We start from the raw sequence: 14,028 nt of genomic DNA on the forward strand, positions 1-14,028 counted from the left end.
CGAGCGCGGGACTACGGGTTGAGGATCGTGAGCGCGTCATCGGCGTGCAGCTCCGTCTCGGTCACGACGTAGGCGCCGAGCGCCGCGGCGAGCGCCGCCCGGTCCGCCGGCGCCATTCTCGCGATGACGCGCGGGTCGAGGCCTGCGGGGCCGTCGGTCCTGACGCCGGGCGCGGTCGGGTCGAAGGCGGGCGCGCGGTCGACGAAGCGGAACTTGAGCAGGACCTCGATGAGTCGGTCCGACGGCTGCTCCTCGTCGAGGGAGCGCTCGAAGGCTCGGCCGAGCACGCCGTGGAACGCGGCATCCATGGCCTCGGCGTAGCTCGTGCCGAACTCGGGGTCGCGCCTGCGATGGTCGTGGATCGTCGCCGTTGAGACGCCCGCGGCCTCGGCGGCCCGCTTCGGAGAGCCGGTCCTGGCGACGACGTCCAGGACGAGCTCCTCTATGGCCGGCGACCACTTGCGGTCCATCTCGGGGCGGCGCACCGCCCGCCCCTCCGCCTGCAATGCCATCGCCTCGACCTCCACCGGCTGCGCGACGCAGTATGCGGCGCGCGGGACTCGCGGAGAGCCATCGTTGCGGGCCGGCGGCGCCGCCCCGAATCCGGTGCCCAGCTCGGAGCTTTTCCAGGCCACGGTCATCCAAGCCGTTGTTCGGACTCCCCCAATCGGTCCACGGCGCCGGATCGCAGAACGGATGCTCTGGCGCCGGCCGGGCCCCACGCCGACCTCACGCGGCGCAAAGCAGGCTGGCCAAGGCACGCTCAAGGGAAAGACTTGAGCCTCCCACAGCGGCCTCACAGACGCGGGCCGCGCCCTGCACGAGGAGGCAGGGACGGCGCGGGGCGCGCTCGAGGAGCGACGCAAGCCTCGTAGGCCAGAAATCCTCGAGCCCCGCAGAGCGGCGCACCTGAGCGCCTTTAGACCTCCCGATGGGGGACGCGCTCGAGGGGCACGCCCGAGCGTCACCGCGGCTCCCGAGGCGCGAGGCTTGCCCCCGCAAGGGGGATTGTCCGACCCAGAGGTCCAAGGGGACGGACACATCGAAAGGCCAGCTCCGCTGCCCCGCCACGCGCGCGAGGCTCGCAAGGCGGGCGGGCGGCGCGCCGTTGCGTTCCCCGAGCGTGCCAATCGAGTGGGTCGGAGAGCGCCCTTGTCCTGCCACAGGGGGAGGCCCATACGCGGCTGGGTGCCTGTGACGCTTTGTCCGAAGCGACACGCCAAACGTTACACCATAAGTATTTGTTTATATTTATTTTATGTCACTTATGACACTAGTGACACTTTAGAATATCGAACCGATGAGGCTCCGCCAACCGTCCCAGGTCTTCGGTGGATCGGATGCCGGAAATTCCGTGCGAAGAAGTCGTTTCCGGAAGCGTCACGCGACACCGTCTCAGTTTATCATTACAGATCATTCGCTTAGCCGTGTCACCTCGACTTTTCCATGCGTCACGAGCGACACGAGCGACACGGAAGGGGGAATCGCCGGAAGCGTCAAGCGTCACAAGTGTCACAGCGTGGGAGGAAGCACTCGCCCCCCCCCCGTCCGCGCGCTCCGCACTCTCACGCGAACAGGTCCGAGGCGCCGAGCCTCTCCGCGAATAGCCGCCGCGCCTCAGCGAGCGCCGGCAGCGACCAGGGCCGCTCCCTGCCGCCTCCCGTCCTGCCAGTCTCCAGGCCGAGCGACCTCCCGGCGGCCACGAGGCCCTTGTGGGTCGCCTTGGCGCTGAAGATGCGGTTCGCCTTCAGGAACCTGTCGAAGTCGTCCAGGAGCTCCGCCTTGGCGACGGAGTCCAGGGCGACGGCGCCGGCCTCCCAGTCGAGCGGCCCGGCGGTCGGCAGCATGCCCTGGTCCAGCAGGCCCATCCACCACTTCGACGCGGGGTCGAGGCTGAGGGCCTTCTGGTCGGCGAGCGCCTGAGTCCTCGGGACGTGGCGCGCCGGATGCCAATCCCCGAGCTTCATCGACAGGAGGCTGTGCGCCATTGCGGCCAGCCCCCCGTTCTGGAGCTGGACGTTAAGCTCCCGGAAGAACGCCTCGTCGCCGCGCCTGCCATCCGACACGTCGAACACGGCGAAGCGCCGCGCATCGAGCCCAGCCGGAACGACCCACTCGTTGTTGCTCGCCATCATCAGGTGCACGAGGTTGCGGCCCGGCGCGATGTCCGCCCCCTTCGCCTCGTAGGCTATGAACGGCTCTGTCACGAGCTGCTTCAGCACGCCCTCCGCCTCCTTGTGCCCCGGCCAGAACGCCTCGTCGGCGAACAGGAAGGCGACCGAGCGCAAGTGGGCGTTGAAGCGGCCGGCGAACTGCGCGGGCGACGATACGGTTAGCCCGTGTGCGCCGGCTATCGCCATGAGCGCCCGGCCGAGCGTGCCCTTGCCCGTCCCCTCGGTGCCGCGGAAGGTGATCGCCACCTCGGCCGGCACGCCGGGCTTCTGCAGCATGAAGGCGATCCAGCGCACCACGAAGTCCGACGAGGCGCGATCGCCGGAGCAGAGCACGTCCTCGATGAGTTCCCGCATTAGCGACCAGTCGCCCGGCCTCGGCTCGACGGCCCAGCCTCGCCAGAGGTTGAGCCTGTCTCCGTGCCGCCCCTCGGGGTCCATGACTATGCCTGGATACTTGCGACGGCGCGGGCTCGCGAGCCAGACCTCCGCAACTGACAATTCGCGCGAGCGGCCGATTGCCCGAACGCGCTCGTCTTCGTGGTAATGGACGAAGTCGGCGCGCGACATCTTGGTCCAGACGCGGCGCGGCGGGTTAAGGACGCCGTCCTCGTCCTCCATGAAGACGGCAAATTTGCCTCCGTGCAGGACGACGCAGAAGCGCTCGTTCATCCGGTCGATGAGGTCGCGCGTGGGCTCTTCCCCGGCCTCGGGCTTGTCAGGGAAGTCCTGCTCCGGCGGAACGCGGCCGACTGCCTCGACCGCCTCGCGCCGCCTGTCCTTCGGCAGGGCCGCGATCAACGTCTTGATGGTGATGCCCTTCGACTTGCTTTCGAGCGAGCGCCAGCGACGGCGGATGATCTCTTCGTGGTCGTGGAAGGGCGGATCGGACGTGCTCCAGGCGACGAACTCGTCGACGCCTTCGCCGGCCGTGGCGTGGTGGCAGGCCATCATGAGCTCGCGCCACTTGGATTCGTCGCGGTATTCGCCGACGTCGATGTGCTTCAGCCATTCGGCCAGCCGCTCCGGCTCGATCTCGCCGGCCTCGGCGCTCGATGTCTCTTCAGAAGACTTCCTGATCGCGTCAAGGAGGCCGCCGGGCGCTTCGGGCGCCTCGGAGAGCGACATAGCAATCGGATCGTCTTCGAGACGATACGGCTCGCCTGTGGTCGGATGGATCGAGCCGGCGGCGACGACCTGCCGGCCCTTCGACTTGAACTCGATCCCCTTGTATTCCTTCAGGTCGTTGACCACGGCCAGTTCTGCGGGCTTGCGGAAGTAGTGGTGCCAACCGCCTCCGCCCGTCGTCACGAAGGGCGCGTCGGGCAGAGCGAAGTCCGCCTTCAGGCGCTCGAACGGGTCGTCGCCGTCATGGAAGTACCTTGGATCGACGTCGACGACGAGGTCCGTCGCGCGCAGCCTCACGCCCACGTTCCCGCCGGCGCGCATCCGCTCCTTCGCCTTGGCCAACTCCATCGGCTTCGCCGTCGTGGTCCACCTCGGCTCGATGGGCTTCTTGCCGCTCAGGGGGATGAGCGGGTGTCCCGCGGCGGCGTGGGCGTCGAGGCAGTTCGCGTCCTGGAACGACGGCGTCCTCGACCCCTCGGCCTTGCCATCATGGTTTGCGTCGAAGTCGAACTCGACAGTCTTCTCCGAATCCTGTGCGGGCGCGCCGATCCCCTCGGCGCGCCCGCACTCCTTCCCGAGCGAACTCATCTCCTGCCCTCCCCGCGCACAAAGGCGTCGAGGTCGTCGACGTGATAGCGGACCGACTTGCCGTGGAAGACGTGGTAGCGCGGCCCTTCACCGTTGGCGCGCCAAGAGCGCATGGTTCCGGGCGTCGAGCTGAGGTAGCCTGCCGCGCCCTCGGTGGCGAGCCAGGGACTGCGGCTGTGGGATTCGAGCACGCGGCGCACCGCGTCCTCTACGTCGTTCTTGGTCAAAGGCGCCGACATGGCATGGACCTCCGGTCGGCCGGACGGCCAAGCCGCCGGCTCGCGTTTCAGACATGGGCTTCTGTCTGAGGAGAACCGGGACTCTTCCCGATCACGCGCCTGCCTGGAGGGCTCCTCTCGGCGCGCGTCGTCTAATAATCACCGATCAGGATCGACGAGGATCAACGTTTCTCGCCGCCGTCGCATGGGGCCTCGACAGGACTCGGCGCCTGCCCCGCAGCCCGCACGTAGGCGTCGAGGTCGTCGACGTGATATCGGATGAACTTGTCGTTGACGACGTGGAAGCGAGGGCCTTCGCCTTTCGACCGCCAGCCCTTCAGCGTACCGGGCTCCTTCCGGAGATAGTGGGCGGCCTCTTCGGTGTCGAGCCATGGGCTGTATCGCTGGGTCGCCAGCATCCGCCTCACGATGTCCTCGACCTCGGAGACCGGCACGCGGCCGATCTTCGTCGCCGGCGTCTCGACGAGACGGGAGATCGACGCGACTGCCTTCTTCGATCGATCGGGGCGGGACGGCCTACGCGGCATCGCGGGCCTCGTCGTTCTCGGGAGGAGGAGCGTCCTGCTTGCGGGCAGCGAGAACCCTGTCTTCCAGCGCCTGCGCATGGGGCCGCAGGTGCTCGACGAGATGCTCCGCATGGACGTATCCGCCGGACGCGCCCGGAAGCCGCTGGCCGAGCAGAAGCGCGCTCTCGGCATAGGGAACGCCCGCCGCGATGAAGAGCGTGCGGGCATGGTGCCGGTATTCGTGAGGGCTCGGCAGAGCGGCACTCTGTTCCTTCGGCTCGCTCACATGCCCGCTGCTGCTCAAGGGTGATGGCCAGAGCCAAGGATTGTTCAAGGGCTCGTCGTGCTCGAGGCGAGCCTCGATAATCGCCGTTAGCCACCGACCCATCGGAAACAGCATCCTGCCGCCGGTCTTCATATGGTTGAAGATCAGCACGCCCTTCTCGAGGTCGACATCCGCTCGGCGGACTTGAAGGATCGACGACCTTCGGGCGCCAGTCAAAAGCATCGCGCGATGCAGATCGCGCCGGATGGGCGACAGTCCCTCCGTCGCCGGCCACCACGCGGCAAGGTCGAGGCCGTCGACCTCGCGCCGCTTAGGCACAGGAATTCGGATGGCGCAGACCGGGTTGGAAGATATCGTCTCGTCCATGCGCATGGCGGTGTTGATCAACGCGCGCAGCGTGCGCATGACGCCGGTGGCCGTCGTCTGGCCGCTTCTTTCCCGCAGACGCTCGTAGATGTCCCTCACCTCGGCGCGGCCGAGGTCGGCCACGGCTCGATTCTTGTAGCGGGCGAGATAGTGGTCGACATTGTAGCGGTAGCTCTCGGACGTGGCTTCGCGGAATGCCTTCTCGCCGAGATGGGCCTTGAGCGCCTGCGAGATGGTGATGCCGCTCTCCTTCGGCCCGGCCGTTGGGTCAACGCCGGACTGTATCTGCGACATGATCGCCTTGGCGCGGCTTCGGGCCTCGCGCAGGCCGATGCGGTCGACGCGGTCGATCTTCACCCGCACCGTCCGGACGTGCCGTCCGTTCCGCCGGACGTCGCCCTGGACGGCGTAAGTCTTGGTCGTGGCGTGGCATATGACCATCAGGCCCTTGACCTGCTCGTCGCGCCAGATGCCAGAGCCGAGCGCGAGGTCGCGGATGCGGGCCTCGGTGAGGTTCAGGACAGCCATTTTCGTCTTCTCCGGAGCACTGTTCAGAGCACCGCGCGGAGACCTTTACAGATCAGCGCACATCGACGATCATGCCGCGTAAGAGGCTGTCCGCGAACCAATAATCCGCAATTTCTCGTGCTGTATCAGCGCATTCGTACCAGTTTCCTAAACCGTAGGTCAGGGGTTCGAATCCCTTCCGGGACGCCATTTGACGATCTTATCGCGAACATCGGCGCCGAACCGCGCGCAGCGGCGACGACGCCCGGCCGCTTCCGTCCAAAGACCAAGTTTCGCCATGGCGCGAAGTTTCACCATGGCACGAAGTTTCACCGTGGCACGAAGTTTCACCGTGGCCCGAATTTTCACCGTGGCGCGAAATCTTCAGAAGATCAGAAGAACGGCCCCACGACTCATCCGCTCGACCATTGTCCATTTCAATTCTACGTGCGGCGCTTCGCTGTCTCCAAAGCCGCCGACATGCGAGCGTCCAATCGACGCGAGACATGATTCCGCCTCGACTTTCGGGCGAAAGCCGGGCGTCGCTCGCCGTCACGATTTTTCGTTTGGCTCAGGGAATATTCTGCCGTAGTAACCTCCGGATGCATTCGACGCATGTAGCCGGGCGTCAGCTCCGAGAAGGAATTTGACATGGCCGACGCGCGCAGAGTTTGGGTCGCCGGACACAAGGGCATGGTCGGCTCCGCCGTGACGAGGCATCTCGAGGCGCAGGGAGAAGTGGTGTTGAAGGTCGATCGCTCTGTGGTCGACCTCCGCAATCAGATCGCCGTCGAAGTCTGGCTGAAACAAAATCGGCCCGACGCAATCGTATTCGCCGCGGCGAAAGTCGGCGGCATCTATGCCAACGACACTTATCCGGCCGATTTCATCTATGATAATCTCGCCATCGAGACCAATATCATTCACTCCGCCCATGCAGCGGGGGTGAATCGCCTTGTATTCCTCGGATCGTCCTGCATCTATCCCAAATTCGCGCCTCAGCCGATCACCGAGGATGCGCTGCTGACCGGCCCATTGGAGCCGACCAACGAATGGTACGCGATCGCCAAAATTGCCGGCATCAAGCTCTGTCAGGCCTATCGCAAGCAATATGGCCGTAGCTACATTTCCGTCATGCCCTGCAATCTCTACGGCCCCAACGACAATTTCGACCTGCAGACGAGCCATGTCCTCCCCGCTCTCATCCGCAAGTTTCACGAGGCGAAGGAGGCCGGCCGCGCCGAAGTGGTCGTTTGGGGCACGGGAACGCCGCTACGCGAATTTCTACATGTCGACGATCTCGCGCGGGGCGTCGTGTTCTGCCTGGATAATTATGACGGCTATGAGCACATCAATTGCGGGGCCGGCTCCGAAGTCACGATCCGCGAGCTCGCGGAAACGGTGCAGCGCGCCGTGGGATTTTCGGGTCGACTCGTGTTCGACACGACCAAGCCGGATGGAACCCCGCGCAAACTGATGGATTCGAACCGGCTTCGGGGACTCGGATGGGCCCCGAAGATTTCCCTCGAAGAGGGAATCGCCAGCGCCTATCAGTGGTTCCTCGCCAAGGAAAACGCAGCGCGCGCGCCCGTCCTAGACGCCGTCGGCTGACTCGAATTTTCGAGACCGGAGGGACGCCCGCCATCGCATCGGTGGACGCCCAAATTTTTCCTCCGGACGCCGAGGCTGCGAGCGCCGCTCGGTCCAGAGGCCATCTCCAGGGGTTCTCTCCTCGTCCAGGCGTGGGACCTCGTCCTCCCGAGAGAAGCGCCGAACCCCGACGACCCAGCGACTGCGCCCCCTTGCGCGAGTCACGTTAGCTCGCTCGAATAACAGCCAAGCCAGCGCCGATCTCTACTCAGATTGCGTAATGATCGGGCATATGCCGCTCCGTCACGAATGCCGAATCGAAACTGCGACGAGAGATGCGATCGAGCAACGCCGCACTCGACGTGATAGGAATGAAGCGCGATCAAACTGAGCCACGCGCTAGAAGCCGCCGCGCCATGTGAATCTCGATGTGCGCCGTCGCACATACGCGACGCACGCAGAGGCATTTAAGTCACCGATGTCGATGCGCCAATGCGTACGCCGCTCTGTCATGAACGAGTTGACTCGATGAGATATAGAGATATTGATTGGCCAAAGTCAACGACTTGAGGTGCGCGTGTCGATAGGTGAATCTGCCAAAAGTCTCGTCACTTCGGCTTTCGGATCGATGAACCTCGGTAAGTTCATCAGCCGTTTTCCCCGCAGTCTCGGTGTCATCCCGCTACTGGACATCGAAGCGAATGCGGATGCGGCCGGCGAGTGGAAAGTCACCGGCCCCGATCCACAATTCGACCTCGCCAGCATCGGCGTGATTCCCCTCCCTGCCGGCTCTTACGCGATGCGAGCGATCGGCGGCGGCGCGCTCGCCCAGCTCCACGAAGCCTCCTTCTATATCGACACGGGAGCGGGATTTTCCGAGGACGAACGGCTTCCCATTCGCTTCTTCGAAGAAACCGATGGAGGCTTCACCGCCTATTGCCGCTTCGACAAGCCGGTCATCCGCATTCGCTTCGATCCTGCCGACGGCTCGCGGCCGACCTTCTCGCTTCTCCGGCTCGAATTCGCGCCGAATTCGGCTCATGAGCAAGCCGCGCGGCTTCAACGCGAAAGTGACGGGCGCATCCGCCTTCTGATGAATCTCGTGCGCTTGCTCCCGGAGACGGAAGGGGCCGGCGGCGCCGGTCGCGTCTGCAAGGCCTATCTCACCCACCTACCGGATTTCGTCTCGTTGCGCGTCGCCGTCGCGCCCTATCACGCCCATCTCGCGCCGCGCTATCCAAAGGCCGAATTCGTCGTCGTCACCGCCGACGACACTGCGCAGATGAGCGAGCATCTCGACTGGTGCGACTGCTATTTCGATCCGCTGAACGCGCTGCGACCGACCTATATTCCGAAACATGTGCCGGTGCTCGGCTGCGTTCTCGATCTACAGCACATGCATCACCCGACGTTCTTTTCGGAGACCGAAAACACGATGCGTCTGCGCGAATATGGTTATGTTTTCGATCGCGCCGACGTTCTCGTTGCAATTTCCGAATTCGAGAAGCGCAACTTCCAGATATTCTATGGCGTCGACTCCATCCGAGTGATGCATCTGAGCGGCTTCATGGCGGAAGACGCCGGGTTGACGCGAGAGGACGTAGCGACCGCGCGCGCCGAAAAATCGATCGAGCGCCGCTATCTCATTTATCCGGCAGTGCCGTGGATTCACAAGAACCACGAAATCTTGCTGCAAGCGATCGCCGTGCTCCGCCACCGCGGTCTCGACGTTCCGATCATGCTGACAAACGCCGGCGCGAAGAAGGAGCGCGTCGAACGACTGATGAGCTGGGCGCAGCACCTCGGCGTCGCCGACCTCGTCCAGATCGAGGCCTTTCTCCCCGAATCCACGCTTCTTCACTATTTCATCCATAGCGTCGGCCTCGTCTTTCCTTCGCTCTATGAAGGCTTCGGCATTCCCATCGTCGACGCGATGAAGCTCGGCGTCCCGGTTCTCACAGGAACGTCATCGGCGATCACAGAGATCGGCGGCGACGCCTGCGCCTATTTCCAAAACGAGCGAAACGCATTGGCTGTCGCCAATGATATCGAGCGCTTTTGGCTCGATGCCGATCTGCGTCGAGAGCTCGTCGAAAAAGGCTATGCACGCGCCGAAAATTTCTCGTCGCGAAAAATGGCCGAGCAATTGACCGCGGCCATCGATACGCTCGTCGATCGAAAGAAGAACGGCGCCGACGCGAATGTTCCGGCGAGCCGTCGCGAAAGGCGCCCGGCGGTGATCGAAAGGCTCGCCGTATTCGCTCTCTATCTGGAGCCGCTCGAGCCGGAGCAGGCCGCCGCATTGCGAGATATAGACGATCTCGATCTCCATCACGCCCGGCTGTTCGGAGCGCAGGCGCAAGTGACGGTCGGCGTCGACATCTCATTGCTGCAAGATGAAGCTTTTCGAGCCCTGTTCGCGAATGCGCGCCGCACGATCGTGCTCGATTCGTCCAAGTCACGCGCGCTCGAGCTCGCGACGCAGGACTTCAGCCATCGCTACAATGACGCGCACTATCAGCTCGTCACCACTCTGCCACAGAAGACCTCCGACTATCGCGCGGATGTCGTGGACGCTATTTTGATGGTTCTCGATCTCAATCCTTCGGCGACTTACGCGGAGATAGATTTCGACGCTGTGAATGTGACGCTCGACCCGGCGCCGACGGAAATCGACGGCGTTTTGGAATATGAGAAGCGCCGCAAGACGGGTTTTGTCGTCACCGACACGGTGATCCGCCGCAGCGGCCCGCTGAGCGATCTCTATAATGGCGACATCGCCTATCTCAGCGCCTTTTGCACTCAGGGAACGCGCCTGCGCTTTCCGGGTCGCGCATCCATCGCTGATGACTCTCGAGCCGACGGACGTCGACAATGAGAATGGCAGACCTTTTCCTTCGACGCAGCGAGCCGGCGAACGCCGAAAGCGAAGCGCCGCCTGTCTCCGACAAGCCGCGCGAGGCGCAGCGGCTGGTGGCGGCCGTGTCCGACGCGCATCGGAAAGCCAAGCATGCCTACCCGATCGTCGGGGTCGTCACGCCGGTTCGCAATCGTCGCGATTGGACGCTCGGTTTCGCGCAGAGCATGCGCAAGCAGAACTATCCTTTCTTCCGGCTCTATATCGTCGACTCGGGTTCGACCGACGGCACGCCCGAGGCGCTACGCGCTCTCGGCGCGAGCGAGGTCGTCGTCATAGACGATCCAGGTTGGCACTATTGGACGGCGGCGACGAATTCCGGCGTGACGGCCGCCCTCAACGACGGCTGCGACTATATTCTGACGCTCAATGACGACGCCATCCTTCCCGATGACTTCATCACCAACATAGTCGAGGGCGCGCTCGACAGCGAGGCGCCCATCGTCGGCAGCGTGATCTCCTACGCCAATGAGCCCGGCCGGCTCTGGGGCGTCGGCGCCTATAATAATTGGGAGAGCGGCGCATTCGTGCAGACGGGATTCGCCAATGTCTTCGAGGACGCGCTCGACGCAAAGGAGCGGCGCGGCGCCGACATGATCGCTGTCGACTATCTATGCGGCAATGGCACGCTCGTTCACAAATCCGTTTTCGAGAAGATCGGTCTCTATGAGCAACGCAATGCGCCGCATTATCATGCGGACAGCGAATTCACGATGCGCGCCGAGAAGGCGGGGATCGAACGCCTGATCGCTCTGCGCGCGCGACTCTATAATCGCTTCACGCTCGACGCCGACGGCCCGTTCTCGAAGAAGAATATGAAATTCTTCTCGCTGCGCTCGGCCAATTTCGTGCGGGCGATTTTATACATTCTGAGCGCATATTGTCCGGCAGAGCACCGCACGCGCGCATTTGTTTTCTACTATAGCCGCTATCTGTCCCTCTTCGACGCGCGCACGAGGTCGAAGCTCTTGCGCTGCGTCAAATTCATGACGCTGTCGCCGGAGGAGCGACGTGATTTCGTTCCTCGTCTCACGCCGCCCGGCGATCCCGCGTTTCTCGCCTGCGACGACCTCGACATTCTGCTGTCACTGCCGCACTTCGAATTCGCACTGCTCGCCTACGCCTATCTGCTTCAACGGGGCTGTGACGACAATGAATTGCACGGCTATGCGCATGCGATCGAGACCGGCAAGCCGCGCGAGGCTGTCATTCGGGAGTTCGCCGGTTCGGGCGAATATCGCGATCGGCCGGATCGCCCCTTGATGGCGGAGCTGGACATCGCGCTTTCTGCGCCGCGCTTCGGCGGGCCGAGCGTGGACGCCGATGCAGAGCTGACGGATTCGCAATTCACTCTCGCCTGCCTGGTGGCGGCGCGTAAGCGCATTCCCTCGCGCCGCGAATTTTTCGAAGCGCGCCGCCTCGTCGAGGCAGGGGGTCATTCCGCTCTCGTCGATCAGCTGAGAACGCATCATTACGACGCGGATTCGAACGCCTTCAAGGCCTTGACAAAGAGGATAGCCAAGCGCGCGTCACCGCCGGCGAGCGGCGAGGCCGTCGCCGTCTATGTCAATGTCGACGTGCTCTGCATGGCGGTCGTCGATCCGAAGGCGCGAACCGGCGTTCATCGCTATGTGAAGAACGTCGTGAGCGAGCTGCTGCGCGATTCGCGCGTGAACCTGCGCGTTTTCTATTCGCAGTCCCTGCGACAGGCGTGGAGCAAATTGGTTGCAGCCGAGCCCGTCTGGCTCGACCGCGAAGCGCGCGCAGACGAGGCGATTTCGGCGCGAGCCGTCGTGCTGTTGCCGTATTTCCCGATCGACGCCGTTCCGGCGCGCTTCGCCGCTCTGCCGCAGAGCATAATGGTGCATGATCTGTTTCCGCTGGAGCGGCCGGAATGGTTCAGCGCCGAAGCGTCGGCGACCTTCCAGCGCCAGCTCCGCCAGCTGCTGACGATGGACCATATCTTCTGCAATTCGGGGGCGACGCAGCGCCAGCTGCTCGACGCGCTGCCGACGCTGCGGGCCTCTTCATCCATCGCCTATCTCGCCGCAGATGAGGACGAGCGAACCGAGCGGCGCGAGCTTCGCCAGATCGTCGCTCTCCCGCGAAACGCGCGATATATTCTGTGCGTCGGCACGATCGAGCCGCGCAAGAACCTCCTCAATGCGATCGCCGCCTTCGCGCTTCTGGCGGATCGGCCAGAAGTTCGTGATCTGCACATGCTGATCGTCGGCCAGGAAGGATGGAAGGTCGATCTCACCGAGCTCCATCAGACCGCCACAGATGCGATGAAGAGAATTCACTTTCTCGGGCGCGTCCCGGACGGCGATCTCAGGACGCTCTACGAGGGGGCGATCTGCACGGTTTTTCCGTCGCTCGCCGAGGGCTTTGGTCTGCCCATCCTCGAATCCTTCGCCTGCGGCGCGCCGGTCGTCACCTCGCGCGGGTCGAGCACGGAGGAGATCGGAGGCGACGCCGCGCTGCTGGTCGATCCCTTGGATCCGTCCGAAATCGCCGCGGCGATTCTACGCCTCGCCACGAATACGACCGAGCGAAGGCGTCTGAAAGTGGAAGCCGTCCGCCGCGCGCAGGAATTCTCCTGGGCGCGCTGCGCCGACGCTCATATCGCAGAATTCGAACGCCTCGCGACGAAATGAAAAAAGCGCCCCTCGAAAGGGGCGCTTCGTGTTTTCGTCCATAGAGGCGGAAACGATCAGGCCGCCTGCTGGATCGCCGAGAGCTTCCACGCCTGCGGCCCCTCGCCGGCGGGGCGGCGGAAGGTCCATACCTCGGTCGATTGCGTCGGCTGCGAGGCGTCGCCGGAGACGACCTTGCCGGTCGCCCGATCGATGAAGAGATCGATCAGCGAGAAGCGCATAGCCACTGTCGCAAAATCCTCCGAGCCTTCACGCCAGGCCTCGGAGAGATCGCCTTGCAGCAGCTTCACCTCCGAGATGCGGTTGATGACGCCCTCACGCGCATTGGCGCGAATGTCGTCGGAGAAATAGGAGACCATCTCCGGCGTCGCGAGATCATGCAGCCGGCCGACGTCCTCCTGGCTATAGGCGGCCTGGGCGTCGGTGAGCGCGCGCTCGAAGGAGCTGAAGTCCTCCGGACGCAGCGTCACCGGCTCATTGGCTGCATGGCGCGGCGCCGCGCCGCCACCGAGACCCGTCCCGCCGCCGGTGAAGGCGAAAGCCCCCGGACGCGCGCCGCCTCCGGCGCCGCCCATGGCGCCCGCCAAGCGGCGGCTCGAGAACCATTGAAAGGCGAGTCGCGCCAAAAGGGCGATGATCGCGATCTGGACCAGCAGGCCGATGATGGAGGCGAGGCCGCCGAGGCCGCCCATCAGGCCATTGCCGGAGAGGAGGCCGAACAGGCCGGCGCCGAGCAGACCGCCGGCGAGGCCGCCGAGCAGGCCGCGGCCGAAGGCGCCGCCGACGGGATTGGCGGCGGGAGCGGCGGCCGGACGGCTCGGCGCGGCCGGAGCGGGCTGCGCCTGAGGCGCGGGCTGCGGAGCGATGCTGCGCTCCACGGGCGCGGCCGGACGCGGCGCGGTCGTCGTCGCGGGCGGCGGCGTATAGGTTCGCGAGCCGCGGCTTCCCGAGCTCGCGCCGCCGCCCATTTTGGCCTCGGCGAGAGCCGGAGCGAAGGCGATGAGCAGGGCGAGCGCGAGCGCCGGCAGAGATTTGGAGTTCGATGTCCAAGTCGACATGACTATCCTCGAGCG

The 14,028-nt window shown here is 64.4% G+C and carries 9 protein-coding genes; 3 read left to right on the top strand and 6 right to left on the bottom strand.

The genetic code is table 11. The features are described 5' to 3' along the window. Positions 1-11: 11 nt before the first annotated feature. The 5 genes from IY145_RS21205 to IY145_RS21225 form a co-directional block, all read right to left on the bottom strand. Entirely contained in the window at positions 12-641 is a 630-nt protein-coding gene (locus IY145_RS21205; protein ID WP_196410010.1) for a hypothetical protein, read from the bottom strand. A gap of 924 nt (positions 642-1,565) precedes the next feature. Beyond that, positions 1,566-3,887, bottom strand: a complete 2,322-nt coding sequence (locus IY145_RS21210) for a bifunctional DNA primase/polymerase (protein WP_196410011.1) — start codon at positions 3,885-3,887, stop codon at positions 1,566-1,568. Further along, positions 3,884-4,126, bottom strand: coding sequence for a helix-turn-helix domain-containing protein (locus tag IY145_RS21215; RefSeq protein WP_196410012.1), 243 nt, complete (start codon positions 4,124-4,126; stop codon positions 3,884-3,886). Before IY145_RS21215 ends, IY145_RS21210 begins: the two co-directional genes overlap by 4 nt. 161 nt (positions 4,127-4,287) lie before the next feature. Then, a complete protein-coding gene (locus IY145_RS21220) occupies positions 4,288-4,653 on the bottom strand; it encodes a helix-turn-helix domain-containing protein (RefSeq protein ID WP_196410013.1) in 366 nt (121 codons plus the stop codon). After that, the gene (locus IY145_RS21225; RefSeq protein ID WP_196410014.1) at positions 4,643-5,812 is read right to left on the bottom strand and encodes an integrase; all 1,170 of its coding nucleotides are present in this window, start codon (positions 5,810-5,812) and stop codon (positions 4,643-4,645) included. The genes IY145_RS21220 and IY145_RS21225 overlap by 11 nt, the downstream gene beginning before the upstream one ends. A gap of 630 nt (positions 5,813-6,442) precedes the next feature. Between IY145_RS21225 and IY145_RS21230 the strand changes: the two genes are divergently transcribed. From IY145_RS21230 to IY145_RS21240, 3 genes are all read left to right on the top strand, one after another. After that, positions 6,443-7,402 (top strand): GDP-L-fucose synthase, encoded by a 960-nt coding sequence (locus IY145_RS21230; protein ID WP_196410015.1) that lies wholly within the window; start codon positions 6,443-6,445, stop codon positions 7,400-7,402. Positions 7,403-8,009: 607 nt separating this feature from the next. Beyond that, on the top strand, positions 8,010-10,259 hold the full coding sequence (locus tag IY145_RS21235) for a glycosyltransferase family 4 protein (protein ID WP_196410016.1): 2,250 nt from the start codon (positions 8,010-8,012) through the stop codon (positions 10,257-10,259). Between the two features lie 2 nt (positions 10,260-10,261). Beyond that, positions 10,262-12,955 (top strand): glycosyltransferase, encoded by a 2,694-nt coding sequence (locus tag IY145_RS21240; RefSeq protein WP_196410017.1) that lies wholly within the window; start codon positions 10,262-10,264, stop codon positions 12,953-12,955. 56 nt (positions 12,956-13,011) lie between these two features. Here IY145_RS21240 and IY145_RS21245 read toward each other — a convergent pair whose 3' ends face one another. Then, entirely contained in the window at positions 13,012-14,013 is a 1,002-nt protein-coding gene (locus IY145_RS21245; RefSeq protein WP_196410018.1) for a Tim44 domain-containing protein, read from the bottom strand. Between the last annotated feature and the right edge of the window lie 15 nt (positions 14,014-14,028).

It is taken from the genome of Methylosinus sp. H3A, from assembly GCF_015709455.1.
GTDB lineage: Bacteria > Pseudomonadota > Alphaproteobacteria > Rhizobiales > Beijerinckiaceae > Methylosinus.